The 16,433-nt window shown below is 62.7% G+C and carries 18 protein-coding genes; 7 read left to right on the top strand and 11 right to left on the bottom strand.

Annotated elements, in window-relative coordinates; all coding sequences use genetic code 11:
- Window positions 1-17: 17 nt before the first annotated feature.
- From ACERI1_RS13625 to ACERI1_RS13615, 3 genes are all read right to left on the bottom strand, one after another.
- Window positions 18-578 (bottom strand): hypothetical protein, encoded by a 561-nt coding sequence (locus ACERI1_RS13625; protein ID WP_373618817.1) that lies wholly within the window; start codon window positions 576-578, stop codon window positions 18-20.
- An 86-nt stretch (window positions 579-664) separates the two neighbouring features.
- Complete coding sequence (locus ACERI1_RS13620) at window positions 665-1,294, bottom strand: metal-dependent hydrolase (RefSeq protein WP_373618815.1); 630 nt, start codon at window positions 1,292-1,294, stop codon at window positions 665-667.
- Window positions 1,295-1,446: 152 nt separating this feature from the next.
- On the bottom strand, window positions 1,447-1,869 hold the full coding sequence (locus tag ACERI1_RS13615) for a CBS domain-containing protein (protein ID WP_373619015.1): 423 nt from the start codon (window positions 1,867-1,869) through the stop codon (window positions 1,447-1,449).
- A gap of 315 nt (window positions 1,870-2,184) precedes the next feature.
- Here ACERI1_RS13615 and ACERI1_RS13610 point away from each other — a divergent pair, with 315 nt between their 5' ends.
- A complete protein-coding gene (locus ACERI1_RS13610) occupies window positions 2,185-2,319 on the top strand; it encodes a rubrerythrin-like domain-containing protein (protein WP_373618812.1) in 135 nt (44 codons plus the stop codon).
- A gap of 118 nt (window positions 2,320-2,437) precedes the next feature.
- Here the strand turns inward: ACERI1_RS13610 and ACERI1_RS13605 are convergent, their stop codons facing one another.
- The 5 genes from ACERI1_RS13605 to ACERI1_RS13585 form a co-directional block, all read right to left on the bottom strand.
- Window positions 2,438-2,773 (bottom strand): hypothetical protein, encoded by a 336-nt coding sequence (locus ACERI1_RS13605; RefSeq protein WP_373618811.1) that lies wholly within the window; start codon window positions 2,771-2,773, stop codon window positions 2,438-2,440.
- Window positions 2,773-3,774, bottom strand: a complete 1,002-nt coding sequence (gene cydB, locus ACERI1_RS13600) for a cytochrome d ubiquinol oxidase subunit II (protein ID WP_373618809.1) — start codon at window positions 3,772-3,774, stop codon at window positions 2,773-2,775. The genes ACERI1_RS13605 and cydB overlap by 1 nt, the downstream gene beginning before the upstream one ends.
- Window positions 3,767-5,191, bottom strand: coding sequence for a cytochrome ubiquinol oxidase subunit I (locus ACERI1_RS13595; RefSeq protein ID WP_373618808.1), 1,425 nt, complete (start codon window positions 5,189-5,191; stop codon window positions 3,767-3,769). The genes cydB and ACERI1_RS13595 overlap by 8 nt, the downstream gene beginning before the upstream one ends.
- A 226-nt stretch (window positions 5,192-5,417) precedes the next feature.
- Window positions 5,418-5,837, bottom strand: a complete 420-nt coding sequence (locus tag ACERI1_RS13590) for a hypothetical protein (protein ID WP_373618807.1) — start codon at window positions 5,835-5,837, stop codon at window positions 5,418-5,420.
- 157 nt (window positions 5,838-5,994) lie between these two features.
- Complete coding sequence (locus ACERI1_RS13585) at window positions 5,995-6,240, bottom strand: sulfurtransferase TusA family protein (RefSeq protein ID WP_373618806.1); 246 nt, start codon at window positions 6,238-6,240, stop codon at window positions 5,995-5,997.
- A 231-nt stretch (window positions 6,241-6,471) separates the two neighbouring features.
- On the opposite strand from ACERI1_RS13585, the gene ACERI1_RS13580 reads away from it, so the two are divergent.
- Window positions 6,472-7,665: an MBL fold metallo-hydrolase gene (locus tag ACERI1_RS13580; protein ID WP_373618805.1), complete on the top strand. Its 1,194-nt coding sequence runs from the start codon at window positions 6,472-6,474 to the stop codon at window positions 7,663-7,665.
- Between the two features lie 126 nt (window positions 7,666-7,791).
- Here the strand turns inward: ACERI1_RS13580 and ACERI1_RS13575 are convergent, their stop codons facing one another.
- Entirely contained in the window at window positions 7,792-8,847 is a 1,056-nt protein-coding gene (locus ACERI1_RS13575) for a CNNM domain-containing protein (protein ID WP_373618803.1), read from the bottom strand.
- 155 nt (window positions 8,848-9,002) lie between these two features.
- Between ACERI1_RS13575 and ACERI1_RS13570 the strand changes: the two genes are divergently transcribed.
- The 3 genes from ACERI1_RS13570 to ACERI1_RS13560 all read left to right on the top strand — a co-directional run bounded on the left by ACERI1_RS13570 (window position 9,003) and on the right by ACERI1_RS13560 (window position 14,030).
- The gene (locus tag ACERI1_RS13570; protein WP_373618802.1) at window positions 9,003-11,570 is read left to right on the top strand and encodes a calcium-translocating P-type ATPase, PMCA-type; all 2,568 of its coding nucleotides are present in this window, start codon (window positions 9,003-9,005) and stop codon (window positions 11,568-11,570) included.
- Between the two features lie 187 nt (window positions 11,571-11,757).
- Window positions 11,758-12,402: a TMEM175 family protein gene (locus ACERI1_RS13565; RefSeq protein ID WP_373618801.1), complete on the top strand. Its 645-nt coding sequence runs from the start codon at window positions 11,758-11,760 to the stop codon at window positions 12,400-12,402.
- Between the two features lie 188 nt (window positions 12,403-12,590).
- Entirely contained in the window at window positions 12,591-14,030 is a 1,440-nt protein-coding gene (locus tag ACERI1_RS13560; RefSeq protein WP_373618799.1) for a TIGR00341 family protein, read from the top strand.
- Here the strand turns inward: ACERI1_RS13560 and ACERI1_RS13555 are convergent.
- Window positions 14,002-14,583 carry an HdeD family acid-resistance protein gene (locus ACERI1_RS13555; RefSeq protein WP_373618797.1) on the bottom strand — a complete coding sequence of 194 codons (582 nt, stop codon included), beginning with the start codon at window positions 14,581-14,583 and terminating at the stop codon, window positions 14,002-14,004. The two genes, ACERI1_RS13560 and ACERI1_RS13555, sit on opposite strands and share 29 nt — an antisense overlap.
- A gap of 188 nt (window positions 14,584-14,771) precedes the next feature.
- Between ACERI1_RS13555 and ACERI1_RS13550 the strand changes: the two genes are divergently transcribed.
- Window positions 14,772-15,065, top strand: coding sequence for a DUF211 domain-containing protein (locus tag ACERI1_RS13550; RefSeq protein ID WP_373618796.1), 294 nt, complete (start codon window positions 14,772-14,774; stop codon window positions 15,063-15,065).
- A gap of 12 nt (window positions 15,066-15,077) precedes the next feature.
- Complete coding sequence (locus ACERI1_RS13545; protein WP_373618794.1) at window positions 15,078-15,647, top strand: VIT1/CCC1 transporter family protein; 570 nt, start codon at window positions 15,078-15,080, stop codon at window positions 15,645-15,647.
- Between the two features lie 88 nt (window positions 15,648-15,735).
- Here the strand turns inward: ACERI1_RS13545 and ACERI1_RS13540 are convergent, their stop codons facing one another.
- Window positions 15,736-16,281 (bottom strand): DUF1684 domain-containing protein, encoded by a 546-nt coding sequence (locus tag ACERI1_RS13540; protein WP_373618792.1) that lies wholly within the window; start codon window positions 16,279-16,281, stop codon window positions 15,736-15,738.
- Between the last annotated feature and the right edge of the window lie 152 nt (window positions 16,282-16,433).

Raw genomic sequence — 16,433 nt, 5'->3', positions numbered from 1 at the left:
GCTGCGGGGCGTACGCGCTACTCGTCGGCCTCCGTCAGGTTCTCGAGGAAAGCATCACCGAGGATGACCACCAACACTGCGCCGACGAGGTCGAATACGAGATCGAGGGCGGTGTCGACTTTTCCGTAGGAGACGAGTAGCGGTTCGTACCCAAGCTGGTTCGCCGTCGCGTGGATGACGTACTCGCCGATCTCCCACAGGACGCCGGCGCAGGTGACGACGCCGATGACTCGAGTGTGGGGTTCCCGATCGTTTCGACGGGCCGCCGCGAAGGTGAGACCGCCGAGCAGCGTCGCCGAGTGGGTGTGTGTCATATGATCCCACCACCAGACGTCGTCGTAGGGACCGAGCATACCGATGGCGTGGGTGAGCATCGCGCTGTTGAGATACACGCGTTGCCACGGTCGAAAGGTCACGTCGTATCGACGCTCGAAGTGACCGGGGAGATACGTCGCCACAAGCGCGATGAGTGCGTTGACGATCGCTCCCGGGTCCCGCCGCCGGTACCCGACGGCGACCACGGCGAGAAGCGAATATCGAATTCCACGTTCGGCCTCTGTCGCTACCGACGTCTGCATGTGTTTGCTCACAGATTACAGCCAGATCTGATAAGACTTCCGACAGAAATCACGTCCGTGCATCGTTCGATCGATGCCGCCGGCGATCAGTCGATGTGATCAGGGATGTACCGTGCGGGCAGCCGCGCCAGCATGTGGTCCGGAATCGCCTGCAGCAGATAGCCCGCGATCAGCACCTCGGCGATCGCCGGGAGCAGCCGTCGCACGGCGGTATAGACGATTGCGACCACCACAGCCGCGCCGACGATCACGCGGAGCGTGCCCTCGAGCGCGAACAGCAGCGGGCCAGCGACGGCGATCGAGAGGACCAGATCCTCGGGTGCGCCGTCGTACCGGATCCACCGCCGCGGCGCGAGCCATCGGTCGTGGTAATGGTTGTAGACGGCCCGGCTCGAGGTCGCTTCCCAGGGCCGGAGCTCGAGTCCGCCGCCGAAGACATCCATCACGCTGTGAGCTGCCGCGCCGAGGAGCCCTATCGCTGCGGCGATCGTCAGCGTCGTTGGGACGATCACGGCAACCGGTGCTGCCACGGCGGCGAGTGCCGAGTAGTAGACCGGATAGTGCAGCGTCTTCCGGTGGCCGATGTACATATCCAGATCCGGAATGAGGCCACCGAGTAGCCCTGCCGTGAGCGTGATGTCGGCGTGCTCAGGGGCGGCGACCGCGACGGGGAGTGCAAGCGCCAGCCCGACGAGCACGTGCGTTGGCAGCATCATTGTGTTACATTACAGGCGACACAACCCTTTGAGTATATCGGTCACTATGATATGTCGACACGAACCATACGGGTGTCGATATCACTGCCGATGTGCCGGTATGGCAGGAGTCATTGGGGTGGGTAAATCAGCCAACTGAGCACGACACACACTCAGTACGGCGGTCGCTGTTTCCGGATGACACCCGCGAGCTCCTGTTGTTCGTCCGCGAGGAGTTCGTTGAGATCGTCGATCGTGATGATGCCCGTCAGAGTGCCGTCCGAGTCCGTCACGGGAAGCCGTCGGACGCCGTGTTCGCTCATCAGTTCGGTGGCGTGGTAGAAGCCCGCTCGATCTTCGATCGTACACAGGTCTTCCGACATCACGTCTTCGGCGAGGACCTCGTTCGGATCGGTTCCGGACGCGAGAAGTCGCACCACCAGATCGCGATCGGTCACGATCCCGACCGGCGTGCCGTCGTCGGTAATCACAACACAGCCGACACCTTCGTCTTGCATCGTCGTTGCGAGTTCCTGAATCGATTCGTCTGGCGCGGCGGTGACGATGTCGCTTCGTGCGAGATTTTGCACTGGCATGGGTAGCTCGTACGGCCTGCTGTCAGTGAGCTGCGGTTGCATGGTAACTCGTGACAGCAGACCGTGTCACTCGTCGGTCCCACGACCAGTAGCATAATCCCTCGCAGCTATCAACGTTCCAATATGATCGGCGGCTTCCGTGGTTTCACCTTGCGACCGATCGCAGGGCCGTCCCTCCAGATCACGACATACCGTGTCTGGCCCTGCTGTCGGCTCGAACTACCCCGCTTGTGGCCGCTGGCGGTCAACGTAACCTGACAGGACAATTGACGCAGCCTTTATCTGTGTTTACGTAGTCCTATAACTGTGGTTCCTATGGGATCAACTAAACAGATACGGAAAAATCTGTACGAATGTATGGTGTGTGGAGCACGAATGAACGCACACCATCAAGCTGTCTGTGCGAACTGTTCGGGAGAGATGCGGAATCTCAGTAATACGCGGGAGTGAGACCGGGACGGACACTCGTCGTCCGGTATGCGGTCCGAGGTACCGCTCTTGCTCTCCCCAGTCGAACTTTTTCTGTCGCTCCACGCTGTGTGCAGCTACGTCAGCCGTAACAGACGAACTATTCGAGTGATCGACCGTGCCGTTCCGTCCGGAGCCATTCCTTGACGAGTTCGTTGACGTTGTGAAAGACGATGGCGACGGTCAGTAGGGTCGTCAGCAGATAGATCACGAAGCCGGGCGGGCCGCCGATCGACACACCGAGAATGCCGCCCAGGATGCCGACGACGGTGAGCTCGAGCCACGTGACCAAAATCCGAGATCCGAGCCGGGGCGGTGACGACTGCGACGTTTCTGAGTCGGTCGGCGACCGGCGTTCGGATCGATCGGCTGTGTCCGCGTCGCGAACGTGGTGGTCGCTGTCGTCGGGACGGCGGTCGTCGTCCTCGAGCACCATCAGTACGACTCACCCGCTTCGATTGGCCCGCTGAACGCGATGTAAAGGACGCCGAAGTAGACGAAGACGAGTGGGAGCAAGATCGCGGCTCCGATGGACATGAGATTGAGCGGGAGCGTCGAGACGATGGCCGTCTCGACTGTCAGTCCGCTGGCGCGATCGATTTCGGGATACATCAGCCCTGCGACGACGCTGACCAGCGCGAAGACGAGCCCGGCGGCGCTTGCAAACGCGACGTAGTAGCGATCCACCCGTGTCGCCGCGGCGTAGACGCCGGCGAGGACGAGTGTCACGACGACGAGCCCGACAACCGGGATGGAACGCAACGCCGGTCGCAGGTCGGGCGCCGTCGCGTAGATAGTGCCAAGTGATAGCACGAGCAGGACGAGATACGCACCGAGTGCGCGATAGCCGTCCGTTTGGAGGTCGGCACGCAGGTCACCCCGCGTCTTCAATCGAAGGAAGGCTACGCCGTCGACGACGGTCAGTGCGACGACAGCCAGTCCGACGACGACACCCGGCAACGTCAGGATCGCCGTCGCACCGAGGAGCCAGTTCGCCGTAAACATCCCAAGAAAGAACGGGGCGGTGAGGCTACCGACGACGAACGCGCGTCCCCACCAGCGCTGCCACGCGTCGTCGTGGCGCTGTTCGTACATCTCCGGTGCAAGCCCTCGGATGATGAGTGCGCCCAAAATCGCGAACATTAGCAGGTAGTACCGGCTAAAGAGATTGGCGTAGACGGGCGGAAAGGCCGCGAACATGGCACCGCCGAAGACGACGAGCCACACCTCGTTGCCGTCCCAGAACGGTCCGATCGCGGCCAGCAACTGCTCGCGTTCGTCGTTGGCAGCCCGCGTTGCGAACAGTGCACCGACCCCAAAGTCGAACCCATCGAGAAACAGAAACATCGCGAAGATGAAAAACACCAGACCGAACCACAGGTCTGCCAGCGGCAGCCCGAACAGCGGCCCGCTCGCGAGCGTCCCGGTGTCAGTCATCGACGCTTACCTCCGAGGTGGGCGTCTCCGGTTTCTCTCGCACCGCGAGGTCTTCCCCGTCGGGCGGACCGGCCCGGATGAGACGAGCGATGACGTATGTATAGAGCGCGAGTAGTCCGAGATAGACGACTGCGAACCCGACGAGCGTTATCGTCGCCTCGCCACCCGTCAGCCCTGGGGAAACGGCGTCGTTCGTCTGCAAGACGCCCTGAATCACCCACGGCTGGCGACCGACTTCCGTGACGACCCAGCCCAACTCGACTGCGAGGATGCCAAGCGGCGCCGAGGCCATCAGCGCCTTGTGAAGGAGATCGTCCTCGAGCAACTCACCTCGCCACCAGCGGTAGCCGCCCCAGACGGCGAGCAGAATAAACCAGAAGCCGAGTGCGACCATGATCCGGAACGACCAGAAGACGAGCGCGACGGGCGGCTGGGGACCGGGGAACTGCTCGAGGCCCTGAATCGTCGCCTGTGGGTCGCCGCCGCTGGCGAGCCACGATGCCCCGCCGGGGATGCCGATACCGAAGATCTCCTTGGCCCGCGGATCGAGCAGATCTTGGATACTCGTCGGGAACGCGACGATGTACTCGGGGACGTAGGAGTCGGTTTCCCAGACGGCCTCCATCGCGGCGAACTTCTGTGGCTGGGTCTCGAAGACGTGGCGTGCGTACAGGTCGCCGTGGAACACCTGCAACGGCGCGGTGATCAACAGCGCGATGAGGCCGAACTTGAGCGTCGTCTCCCAGAAGTCGACGTTCTCGACCGGATACCCCCAGACGTGGTGTCTGAAGACGAAGTAGGCTCCGAGGCCAGCCATAAACAACGCGACGGATTCGACGGCGGCGTTTTGCATGTGGACGAACATCCACGGGAACCGGGGATTCGCGTAGGCCGCGATCGGATCGACCAGCTGGACGATCGGTTGGCCGTTCTCAGAGGCCAGTTCGTAGCCGCGTGGGGTCTGCATCCAGGAGTTGGCGATCAGGATCCAGACCGCCGACAGCCAGGTTCCGAGGGCGACGGCGACCGCAGAAATCATGTAGAGGGCGTTCCCGACGCGCTCGCGGCCGAAGACGAAAATCCCCAGAAACGTCGCCTCGAGCATGAACGCCATCATCCCCTCGAGCGCGAGCGGGCCGCCGAACAGCTCACCGGCGGTCGTCGAAAACGCCGCGAAGTTGGTGCCAAACTCGAACTCGAGGACGATCCCCGTCACGGTGCCGACGACGAAGCTGACGGCGAAGATCCGGGTCCAGAACCGACGTAACTGCTCGTAGATGGCCTTCCCGGTGCGAAGCTCCTTCCACGTGAAGTAGACGAGAAACGGGGCGAGCCCCATACTCATCACGGGGAAGATAATGTGGACGATCGTCGTGAGTGCGAACTGTAGCCGACTGCCGGTAACTGGGTCGATCATGTCGGAACGCTCGAGGACTATCTGGACGCGATACCGTACCGACTGGTGGCTCGTGTTCGGTCGAACAGAGGGGCCGGACAGAAGTAGTCCTTTGGGTGCGATTGTCGAACGACAGTGGTTGTCTACCGCTCGGCATCGTCTTCACAGACGACGACCCGATACTCAAGGCGCGGCTGCCTGTCTCGTTCACGACCCTGCGACCGGTGACGATCGGGGTTTTGGAGTGTTAGTACCCACCTTCGCGTGCGTTCGTCCGTGAGAGGTACGCCGACAGGATCGCGGTCTGGACCGTCCGCAGGTCGGCCTCCTGAATCGTTGCAGCCGCCTGAAAGCGTTCGCGGGCGTTTGCGACCGTCTGTGGATCGGCAGCGAGATCTGCGAGGACGAACGCGTCGGAATCAACCTCGCGAGCGGTCTCGAAAGCCGCCTCGTCGTAGAGGTCGGCGAACTCGGTGACGAGGTCCGAGACGAGCCTGTCGGTCGCGTCCGCACCCGGATCACCCACGGGGATTGTCGACTCAGACGGATCGAAGTAGCTCTCGTAGTCGACGACGCCGGCTGCCTCGTACAGGTAGTCGGCGAGTGCGTCAAAGACGTCCTCTGAGACGTAGACACCGAACAGCTTGTACCGATCGTCGGCGGTCATCACATCTGGGTTCTGTGCCGAGGCCCATCAAACGTCGCCTTCGAGACGGGTGTCCGAGTGTCCGTCTCGCGCAGGCGCACGCGGAACTGTTCGGTACGGCACCGACGGCATCGCGACACCGGCGGCATCGACAGCAGTGACATCCCCGTCGCGCCGCTTAGGCCGTCTTTTCCACGTAGTGTTTGTAGACGTCGCCGTCCTCGACCTGCTCGAGCAGCTCGACGCCGTCTGTACCGGTTGCCCAACCGTCGAGGTCGCTCATGCTGCCCGAGTCCGTCGCGACTACTTCGAGGATCTCGCCCTCAGCGAGGTCGTCAATGGCGGACTTCGTTTGGACAACCGGCATGGGACACGATGCACCTTTCACGTCGAGCGTCTCCGCGATCTGATATTCCGAACTCATGGTTTTGCTGTGCTCTATCTTGGAGCTATCCCACAATATTGGTTACGGTTTGAAAAGCCCATCGGTTCTTGCAGAGTATGCAAACAACTGTAACACCACGTGCGCGCCGCAACCAATCTATGTGTCCTTAACCTGGGTTTGGTGGCCTTACTGGCGCAGCTGTATTGTGCGATAACCGAACGACTATGCAAAGCTTTATGTGAAACGGGCCAGTACTCGTCGGTGTACACAATGGACGACATGGACTTCCCAACCCCAGATGTCGAGGTCGAATCGGTCTCTCCCAGCGAACTCAAAGCAAGCATCGACGCAGGCGAGGACGTGACGCTCCTCGACGTGCGTGCGGAATCGGAGTACGAGGAGTGGCACATCGACGGCGACAGCGTCGAGTCGATCAACATCCCGTACTTCGAGTTCCTCGAGGACGAGCTCGACGAGGACGTTCTTGCACAGATTCCCGACGACCGTGAAGTGACGGTCCTCTGTGCGAAAGGTGGCTCGAGCGAGTTCGTCGCGGCCACGCTCAAAGACCGTGGCTACGACGCAAACCAGCTCGCGGAGGGAATGAACGGCTGGGCACGCATTTACGAACGCGTCGAAGTGTCCGAGTACGACGGCGCGGGCACGCTCTACCAGTACCAGCGCCCCTCCTCGGGCTGTCTGGGCTACCTCGTCGTCGACGGCGACGAGGCCGCAGTCATCGATCCGCTACGCGCGTTCACGGACCGGTACCTCAACGACGCCGACGAGCTCGGTGTCGACCTGCAGTACGCGATCGATACGCACATCCACGCCGACCACATCTCCGGCGTGCGTGCACTCGATGCCGTCGGTGTCGAGGGTGTCATCCCCGAAGCGTCGGTCCAGCGTGGCGTCACCTACGCCGACGACGTAACCCTGGCCGAGGACGGCGACGAGTTCCCGGTCGGCGACGCCACGATCGAGACTGTTTACACGCCCGGGCACACCTCCGGGATGACCTCGTACCTGGTCGACGACTCGCTGCTGGCGACCGGTGACGGCCTGTTCATCGAGAGCGTCGCTCGGCCCGACTTGGAAGAGGGTGACGACGGCGCACCCGAGGCCGCGTCCCAACTTTACGAGAGCCTGCAGGAGCGCGTGCTCTCCCTGTCCGACGAGACGCTGATCGGTGGCGCCCACTTCAGCGACGCCGCTGAACCCGCCGCCGACGGCACCTACACCGCGCCGATCGGCCAGCTCGTCGACGAGATGGACGCGCTCACGATGGACGAAGACGACTTCGTCGAGCTCATCCTCTCGGATATGCCCCCGCGACCGGCCAACTACGAGGACATCATTCCGACGAACCTCGGCCAGCAGGAGGCTGACGACGACGAAGCCTTCGAACTCGAGCTCGGCCCGAACAACTGTGCCGCCAGCCAGGAATCGCTCGCTGGCGACTGATCGAGGTCGGTAACTCGATCGCCGGTCGGTTCGCAGTGTCGCTCGCTGGTGTGACTCGTCTCGAGCATAGGTGACTGACCGACGAGACGCGGTCGGTTCGTGGTCGATCCGTTCTCACGACCTGTTTTAAATATCGTTGACGTCGAGCGGATCCTCAAACGCGCCGACCAGCGCCTCGAGAGCGTCCGTCGCCGTCAGTAGCCCGACGATGTCGCCGTCGGCTTCGACGAGTGCGAGTTCCTGATTCGCAGCCTGGAGGTCGTCGATCGCGTCGCTGACGTGTGTCTCGGCAGGAAGCGTCATCGGCGGCGTCGCGAGGTCCTCGAACGTCACGTCGCCGGCCCGAAGCTCGTCGATCCGGTCGACGACCGTCGGCGCGTAGACGATCCCGACGAACGCTTCGGGCGTGCCGTCGATCAGCGGAAACCGCGTGTGCGGGCTCGAGCCGATCCGGTCGATGTTTTCCTCGACCGATGCGTCAGTCGAGAGGAACACCACGTCCTCGACGGGGGTCATCTCGGCTTCGACCGGGCGGTCGCCGACGGTAAACGCGTTGAGGATTTCCTCTCGGCGGTCTTCGGGAAGGTCGCCCCGCTCGAGGACCGACGTGAGTCGGTTGCGGAGATCCGCACGCGTTTCGATAATCTCGGTTTCGGTCTCGAGCCAGGCGCCGGTCATCTCGATGTCGAAGCGTCGGAGCGTCCACTTCGCGACGGCGTCGCCGAACCAGATCACGGGCGAGAGCAGCCACGCGAACCAGTATAGCGGCGTCGCCCCGTATCTGGCGACGAACTTCGTTCGCTCGACGCCGAGGTAGGTCGGCGTCTGTTCGCCGTGCGTGAGATGGAGGAGGTTGATGATGACGAACGCGAGGATCGCACCGGCACCTGCAGATGCGAGTGCGGTGTTCGCGAAGACCGACCCGATGATCGTCGCGAGCGCCGGTTCGGCGACGATACCGACGGCGATGCTCGTCGCGCTGATCCCGACCTGACAGCTCGTGAGATAGATCTCGAGGTCGTCGGTCATTTCCCATGCGCGGCGAAGGCCTGGCTCGTCGAACGTCGATTCGGGGTACTGTCGGACGCGCGTGAGTGCGAATTCGATCGCGACGAAGAAGGCGTTCGCGAGAATGAGCCCGATGCCGGCAACCAGGCGGAGACTGATCTCGAGGGCGTCCATTCGTTCGTGGCTCGTCAGTGATGGAACACCCGCTTGTCACTATCGGTTTTGCCATCGGACGCGAATCGAGTCGCGGGTGCCCGCTTCGACCGTCTCAACCGGTGCCCCGGGGATCCGGGGTACGCCTATAGGGTTCGCGCTGGAATACCGTGGCGATGGCTGACCCGCCACATGAGCAGCCGTGGTCGCGCGTTCTCGAGACTCTCGAGTCGAACCCCAACGGGCTGACGAGCGACGAGGTGCGCCGGCGACGGGAGGAATACGGCGCGAACGATATCGTCGAAGGCGGGGGGCGGACGCCGGTCGACATTTTCGTCGCCCAGTTCGACAGCGTCCTGATCTGGGTGCTGATCGTGGCGGCTGTGCTCTCGGTCTGGGCGGGTCACACTGTCGACGCGGTTCTGATTGGGATTATCGTCATCGCGAACGGCATCTTCGGTTTCGTTCAGGATTACCGGGCTGAGCGGAGCCTCGAGTCGCTGCGCGAGATGGCCGCGCCGACGGCTACCGTCCGCCGAGACGGCGAGGTGGTCGATATCGATGCTCAGGAGATCGTTCCCGGCGACATCGTCGTCTTGCGCGGCGGCGATGTCGTCCCTGCCGACGGTCGGTTGCTCGAGGAGACCGACCTCCAGGTCGACGAAGCGGCACTGACCGGCGAAAGCGTGCCGGTCTCGAAGTCGACCGCGCCGGTCGAGTCGGGGACGCCGATCGCGGAGCGGACGAGTATGGTCTACAAGGGGACGAACGTCACTCGCGGCAAGGGTGTGGCCGTCATTACCGAGACGGGGATGGAGACGGCGGTCGGTGCGATCGCCCGCGAACTCGCCACGACCGAGGAGACGGAGACGCCGTTACAGACCGAACTCGATCGGCTGGGTCGCACGCTCGGTGTCGGCGTCCTCGCTCTCTCCGCGCTGGTCGCCCCGCTGTTGCTCCTGCGCGGAACTGACCCCGTTCAGGCTGCGCTCACAGCCGTCTCGCTTGCTGTCGCCGCCATTCCGGAGGGATTGCCAGCGGTGGTCACGCTCGCGCTCGCACTCGGTGTCCGGCGGATGTCCGACGAGAACGCGCTCGTCCGTCGACTCCCGGCAGTGGAAGCGCTGGGTGCTGTCGACGTCGTCTGTACGGACAAGACCGGGACGCTCACGAAAGGGCAGATGACTGTCAGCAGGCTCTGGGTCAACGACGCGGTCCTCGACGTCGACGGCGAGACAGAGGACGAGCAACTCGCCGACCGCAAAGCCCTGCTCTTGCGAATCGGCGCGCTCTGTAACGACGCGACGCTCGAGGAAGGCGACCCGACCGAACAGGCCTTGCTCGAGGCGGCCGACCGTCGCGGGCTCGATCTCGAGGAGCTCCGAACCGAGCACCCCCGAACCGGCGAGGTGCCGTTCTCCTCGGATCGAAAGTGGATGGGGACGGTTCACGACGACGTCGGCTACATCAAAGGTGCGCCGGAGGTCGTTGTCGACCACTGCGACCGAATTCTGACCGCCGATGGTCCGGTGGCGCTGACCGATGAGCGTCGCGACCGGATCGAGACGACAGTTCGCGAGTTCGGTGATGACGCATTGCGCGTGCTAGCGATGGCTTACCGCGAGGACCCAGCCGGTCCCGACGACCTCGCGGACGGGCTGACGTTCGTCGGACTGGCTGGCATGATCGACCCACCGCGAGCGGAGGTTGCCGATGCGATCGCAGCGACGGAACACGCCGGCATCGACGTGAAGATGGTCACCGGCGACAACGTCCGCACAGCCGGTGCGATCGCCAGCGAACTCGGGATCGGCTCTGAAGTGCTCGAAGGTCGGGAGATCGAGGACCTAGATGCTGACCGATTGCGCGAGCGCGTCGAGGCTGTCGATGTGTTCGCGCGCACGTCGCCGGAACACAAGGTTCGAATCCTGCGGGCGCTGCAGGACCGGGGCCACAACGTGGCGATGACCGGCGACGGCGTCAACGACGCGCCGGCGCTAAAAAACGCCGATATCGGCGTTGCGATGGGAATCCGCGGGACGGACGTCGCCAGACAGGCCTCGGATATGGTCTTGCTCGACGACAACTACGCAACGATCGAGCGCGCGATCGAGCGCGGGCGAACGATCTTCGACAACATCTGGAAGTTCGTCGCCTACCTCCTCAGTGCGAACGTCGGCGAGGTGGCGCTCGTCTTCATCGCATCGCTGTACGGCTATCTCATCCTACCTGCAGTGCAGTTGCTGTGGATTAATCTAGTGACCGACGGGCTGCCGGCGCTGGCGCTCGGGTCGGATCCGAAAAGCGAAGACGTGATGGACCGGTCGCCACGCGACCGCGAGCAGGGGATCATCGGTCGCCCGATGTTCGTCATGATCGGCGGCATGGGTGCCGTGACCACGATCGTCCTCCTCGCGCTCATGTTCTACACCCTCGAGGGAGCGCCCACCGTCACTCCGCGCACGATGACGCTCGTATTCACCGGCTTCGTCTTCCTCGAACTCGTCGGACTCTACGTCATCCGATGGCTGCGCGAGACGCCGATACTGTCGAACGGGTGGCTCACGGCGTCCGTCGTGGTTTCGATTCTGCTGCACCTCTCGGTGCTGTATACCCCACTCTCCGAGTATTTCGGGACGGTGCCACTCGACGTGGCTGACTGGGGTCTTATCGCCGTTGTCCTCGCTGTTTGTCTGCCGGGGTATCTTGGGGTTGCCGTCCTCGTCAAGCGCATGCAGGACTGAGCACGGTTTAGAACGGCTGGACGACCACTGCTGTCCGGAGCACAGCGCTGTAACACGCGAGTCGTGATTCGAATCACGTCGTTCGGACATCGGTCGTCGAACTCGAGCGGCTCGGCATCGAGCCGGTCAGATGCCGGGCAGTCGGTGGCATCCAGTAGCTATGTCGATCGACGCCGTACTGTCCGCTATGGAGCATCTCTTTCGCCGAGACGCCGACGAAACGGATCGACTCATTGCGCTGAGCGACGGTGTGATCGCGATCGCGATCACGCTGTTAGTGCTCGAAATTACGGTCCCGACCGTCCCGGCGGGCAGTTCGCTGTCGGTCCTCCCGGAGCTCGTGCTCGAGCAGTGGGACGAGTTCGTCGGCTACGCGCTGAGCTTTCTGGTTATCGGGCTCTACTGGATGCTTCACCGTCACGTCTTCGTCTACATCGAACAGCACGATCGAGGCCTTCTCTGGCTCAATCTTTTATTTTTGCTGATGGTTGCGTTCGTTCCGTACGGGACGAGTCTGTTCACCACCTATCCGAATCAGTTCGGGATCTCAGTCTACGCGGGCGTGCTGGCACTGACCGGATTCAGTCTCGCGCTCCTGTGGGGCTACGCGTCACGGAAAGAGCTCGTAGAGGAAGGGCTCACGTCTCGGATCGCACTCATTCAGGAAGCCCGGTTTCTCGCCTCGCCACTGGTATTCATCCTCTCGATCGGCGTTGCGGCCGTCGATCCGATGTTGGCCGTTCTCACCTGGGTGCTCCTGATTCCGATCAACGCCGTGTTACAGTCACGGCTCGTCGATAGTCTGGAACGTGCCTCTCGACAGCCCCAGTGAGTGTTCTCCACTGAGTTTGGGACACTCGACGCCGAGATGTGTCCGGATCGGCGACTGGCAAACAAGGGCGAGAGTTTCTTGTACTGAAATCGACACGGAATGATTTCTACGCGTCGCTCTGCTCGCCCTCGGTCGAGAGTTGTGTTATCTCGATTATGTTTTATACGTGCGTTCGTCGTATCGTCCCTATGCGGCTCGTGCAGGTGTTGATTCCGGAGGGGAACCGCGATTCGGTCATAGCGGCATTGGACGAACAGGAACTCGACTACGCTATCTTCGAGGAAACGGGCCGAGGCGAATTCGAAGCAATGGTGCAGTTCCCGGTGCCACCGACCGGCGTCGAACCAGTCCTCGACAACCTGCGTGCCGCCGGCGTCAGCGAGAGTGCGTACACCATCGTATTGCCGACCGAGACTGTCGTCTCGACTCGAATACAGGCGCTGCAGGCGCTCTATCCCGGGGACCGACTCTCGCGCGATGAATTGAAGGCGAACGCAGAGGGTCTCGCACCGGAACTCGCGACGTATTTCGCGTTCATCGTGCTCAGTACCGTCATCGCCACAGGAGGGTTGTTGCTCAACTCCTCGGCGACGATCATCGGCGCGATGGTCGTCGCACCGCTGATGGGACCGGCGATCACCGCGAGCGCCGGCAGCGTCCTGGCGGATCGCGAGCTGGCGGCCCGAGGCGTCGCGCTGCAGGTCACCGGCCTCCTGCTTGCGATCGCCGTCGCAGCTGTGCTCGGATGGCTACTCAAGGGGACGGTAATCGTCCCGCCCGGAACCGATATCCGGACGATTCCACAGGTCGCAGAGCGGACGAGTCCCGGCTTCCTCTCGCTGTTTATCGCGTTCGGCTCAGGAATCGCCGGCGCGATCAGCGTCTCGCGTGGCTCCGGGTCGACGCTCGTGGGCGTCGCGATCGCGGTCGCGCTCATCCCTCCCGCGGCGACGGCAGGACTCGGCATCGCGTGGGAACATCCCGGGGTGACCGGGAGCGCCTCAGTGTTGGTGTTGGTCAATCTCCTGGCGATCAACCTCTCTGCGCTGGTGATCTTCTGGTTCAGCGGGTACCGGCCCGAGGTGACGGATAAACATGGCGCTGTGCGCGCCTCGGTACTCAAGCGCGTCGCGGTGCTCGTCGTCGCGCTGGTCGGGCTGTCGGTCGTGCTCGGACTGGTCACGTACGGGTCCTACCAGACGTCGACGTTCGAGCGCCAGGCGACCGCCGAAACGGAGCAGTTCTTCGACCAGCCCGAGCTCTCGGAGTACGAACTCGAGAGCGTCGAAGTTGACTACGACTCCCAAGATATCCTTCTCAGAGACCACCCGACCGTCTCGGTCATCGTCGGACGGCCGAGTGATGCAGTTGTTCCACCGGATATCGCGGACCGCCTCGATCGGCGTCTCGAAGAAACGACCGGTCAGAACGTTGCCGTTCGGATCGGATTCGTCATCGGCCTGGAGTCCGAACCGATTCCCCCGACGACAGGGACCTCGACGAGTGCGGTGGCGATCAGTGCGCCCCGCGCGGAGCGGTCGTTCGCGCCGGTCGAGCTGGACGAGTCGGGCGGTGCCACAAAAACGGTTGACGAGCGAGTCACGCCGCAGTGGCCGATTCGTCGCTGATGACGCGCCGCTCGGCTGAGCCGACAGACAGCAACGCGACGCCGCTGACGACCAGGTTGACGCCGAGTAACACGCCGATCGCCCACAGTGCGGTCGACGGCCAGCCGGCCCAGAGCAAGCCGGCCAGCAGGAGTCCGATCACGCCGCTGACGGCGATCCACAGCCCGTTGGCTTCACGTGGCATGCTCAGCCCGGCGACGATCTCGAAGATCCCCGCGACGAACAGGTACGCGATCACGAGCAGCGTCAGCGTCGTCAGTCCAAGCACCGGATTCGCCAGCAGGCTGATCCCTGCGATGACGTAAATCACCGCGAGGAGCAACTGGACCAGACTGCCAGTCCAACCGGGTACCGAGAACGCGTGGGCCACGTGGGCGAAGCCGCCGATCACGAGCAATGCACCGAGGAGCAGCGATACCGACACGCCGGTGACGAACGGGAACAGGATCGCGAGCACGCCGAGGACGACCAGCAAGACGCCACCGCCGGCTGGGACGCGCCAGTCGTGATCGGAATCGATACCAGTCGGATGGTCCGCTACAGTGTCTGCCATTATCATTCACCCTGTATAAAATACGACGCTGACGTCCGTAAACACCACTTCTCTCCGAACAATAGCTCTCTCGAGGCGATCTGTCATGCGCCTTCACTGTCGCTGGGGCAGTCCGTTCCGGTTCCGTCGGCTGGCCGCCGATCGCCTCGGCCCACGTCACTAAGGGCATCGAGCGAGACTGGTACAGCATGGCAGCCCCGATACGACGGCTCGTTCTCGACGTGATGAAGCCACACGACCCCGACATTCTCGAGTTTGCCCAGACCGTCGCTGACCGGGAGGGAATCGCCGGCGTCAACGTGGCGCTGATCGAAACCGATCGCATCGTTCAGAATCTCAAGGTAACGCTCGAGGGTGAGGACATCGACGCAGTCGCTGTCGAAGATGCTATCGCCGACCTCGGCGGCACCGTCCACTCGATCGACGCTGTCGTCTGCGGAACGCGCATGGTCGACGACCACGAAACACCACAGGACCCCTGATAGTTTCGATCCGTGACTTCTCTCCGCACCCTGCTCGAGGACGAAGATGTCAGGTCGATCTCGCGCCGGTACTTCATCTCGAACGGCTTCGACGGAACGCTGACGGCTATCGGGGTCGTCGTCGGCGCGTACCTGTCGGGGATCGACGACGGACTTACCGTCGTGACCATCGGGCTCGGCGCGGCCGTCGGACTGGGAACCTCCGGCGTCTGGAGCGTCTGGGAGATCGAACGCGCCGAGAAACAGGCCGAACTACTGCGGATCGAACGGGCCATGCTGACCGATCTCGCGGATACGGAACTGCAGCAACGGCGAACGGGGGCCAGAAAGGTCAATGCGGTCGCGAGCGGCATCGGCCCGTTGATCGGCATTATCCTACCGTTATTGCCGTTTCTCGCACACAACGTCTTCTTTTCGCTGCTCGAGGCGACGCTGGTGTCGGTCGGCATCGGCGTGACCGTCCTGTTTACGTTCGGGGCGTATCTCGGCTCGATCTCGAAACAGAACTGGATCGTCGCTGGCGTCCGGATGGGGCTGGCAGGGATCGTGGTTGCGTTTCTCAACTTGTTCCTGCCTGGCTAACCATAACCAGACCCGACAGGTTGCTGTCGGTCAGCCCGGCCCCTGACCCGCCGTGTAGGTTGGCAGACAATCGTTACAGCAGACCGTATCAGTGGTCCCCGTAGTTCTTCTCGCCGGCTTCGATCGGCACTTCGAGCCAGTTTTCCATCGGCGGGAGCGGACACTCGTACTGATCCGAGTACGCACACGTCGGGTTGTATGCCTCGTTGAAATCGAGAATCCAGTCGCCGTCGCTCGTTCGGTGGCTGTCGACCTCGAGATCGAGATACCGACCGGCCCCGTAAGTCTTGTCGCCGCTGGTCGCGTCGCGGAAGGGCACCCACAGCCGGTCATCATCGGGCTCGGACTTGTAGGCCTGTAGCGTCACGTCCTCGCCGTCGACAGTAAACTGGAACTCACCCCACTCGAGGTACTCCTGTTCGCCGTCCGTACTCGTCCCGACGGTGATCCGCTCTGGGTCGTCGTACTCCTCGAGGGAGAGTTCGAACCGGTAGTCCTCGTCGATGGGATAGTACTCGAGGCCGTCGAACGACTCGCGTTCGTCCGGTGAGAGTGGCGAGTGTGGATGCTCGCCGAAGTACTGGTCCTTCTGTTCGCGCTGGGTCTCGATTGCGTCGCGCCAGTCGGATGCCATCTGTAGTCTTCGGTACGGGTTCGACACATATGGTTCATCGGGCGACTGGAGTCGATCGCTCTCGACTTGGCTCTGCAGGTGCGACTGCCAGAGAACGTGGTCGGTCGTCGCTCCCCGGTCGCCACTGTTCTTATATAAATTCCCGCATTGAT

Source organism: Natrinema sp. HArc-T2 (genome assembly GCF_041821085.1).
Lineage (GTDB): Archaea > Halobacteriota > Halobacteria > Halobacteriales > Natrialbaceae > Natrinema.
This window is presented reverse-complemented; position numbering and strand designations above follow the sequence as displayed.

What these genes read in the sequence shown, in the direction of transcription:
- ACERI1_RS13585 (WP_373618806.1), bottom strand. Translation starts at nt 6,240, where the DNA reads ATGAGTTCGGAATATCAGATCGCGGAGACGCTCGACGTGAAAGGTGCA.
- ACERI1_RS13595 (WP_373618808.1), bottom strand. Translation starts at nt 5,191, where the DNA reads ATGATCGACCCAGTTACCGGCAGTCGGCTACAGTTCGCACTCACGACG.
- ACERI1_RS13575 (WP_373618803.1), bottom strand. Translation starts at nt 8,847, where the DNA reads ATGGACGCCCTCGAGATCAGTCTCCGCCTGGTTGCCGGCATCGGGCTC.
- ACERI1_RS13625 (WP_373618817.1), bottom strand. Translation starts at nt 578, where the DNA reads ATGCAGACGTCGGTAGCGACAGAGGCCGAACGTGGAATTCGATATTCG.
- ACERI1_RS13560 (WP_373618799.1), top strand. Translation starts at nt 12,591, where the DNA reads ATGCGGCTCGTGCAGGTGTTGATTCCGGAGGGGAACCGCGATTCGGTC.
- ACERI1_RS13580 (WP_373618805.1), top strand. Translation starts at nt 6,472, where the DNA reads ATGGACGACATGGACTTCCCAACCCCAGATGTCGAGGTCGAATCGGTC.
- ACERI1_RS13565 (WP_373618801.1), top strand. Translation starts at nt 11,758, where the DNA reads ATGGAGCATCTCTTTCGCCGAGACGCCGACGAAACGGATCGACTCATT.
- ACERI1_RS13615 (WP_373619015.1), bottom strand. Translation starts at nt 1,869, where the DNA reads ATGCCAGTGCAAAATCTCGCACGAAGCGACATCGTCACCGCCGCGCCA.
- ACERI1_RS13610 (WP_373618812.1), top strand. Translation starts at nt 2,185, where the DNA reads ATGGGATCAACTAAACAGATACGGAAAAATCTGTACGAATGTATGGTG.
- cydB (WP_373618809.1), bottom strand. Translation starts at nt 3,774, where the DNA reads ATGACTGACACCGGGACGCTCGCGAGCGGGCCGCTGTTCGGGCTGCCG.
- ACERI1_RS13550 (WP_373618796.1), top strand. Translation starts at nt 14,772, where the DNA reads ATGGCAGCCCCGATACGACGGCTCGTTCTCGACGTGATGAAGCCACAC.
- ACERI1_RS13555 (WP_373618797.1), bottom strand. Translation starts at nt 14,583, where the DNA reads ATGGCAGACACTGTAGCGGACCATCCGACTGGTATCGATTCCGATCAC.
- ACERI1_RS13590 (WP_373618807.1), bottom strand. Translation starts at nt 5,837, where the DNA reads ATGACCGCCGACGATCGGTACAAGCTGTTCGGTGTCTACGTCTCAGAG.
- ACERI1_RS13540 (WP_373618792.1), bottom strand. Translation starts at nt 16,281, where the DNA reads ATGGCATCCGACTGGCGCGACGCAATCGAGACCCAGCGCGAACAGAAG.
- ACERI1_RS13570 (WP_373618802.1), top strand. Translation starts at nt 9,003, where the DNA reads ATGGCTGACCCGCCACATGAGCAGCCGTGGTCGCGCGTTCTCGAGACT.
- ACERI1_RS13620 (WP_373618815.1), bottom strand. Translation starts at nt 1,294, where the DNA reads ATGATGCTGCCAACGCACGTGCTCGTCGGGCTGGCGCTTGCACTCCCC.
- ACERI1_RS13605 (WP_373618811.1), bottom strand. Translation starts at nt 2,773, where the DNA reads ATGGTGCTCGAGGACGACGACCGCCGTCCCGACGACAGCGACCACCAC.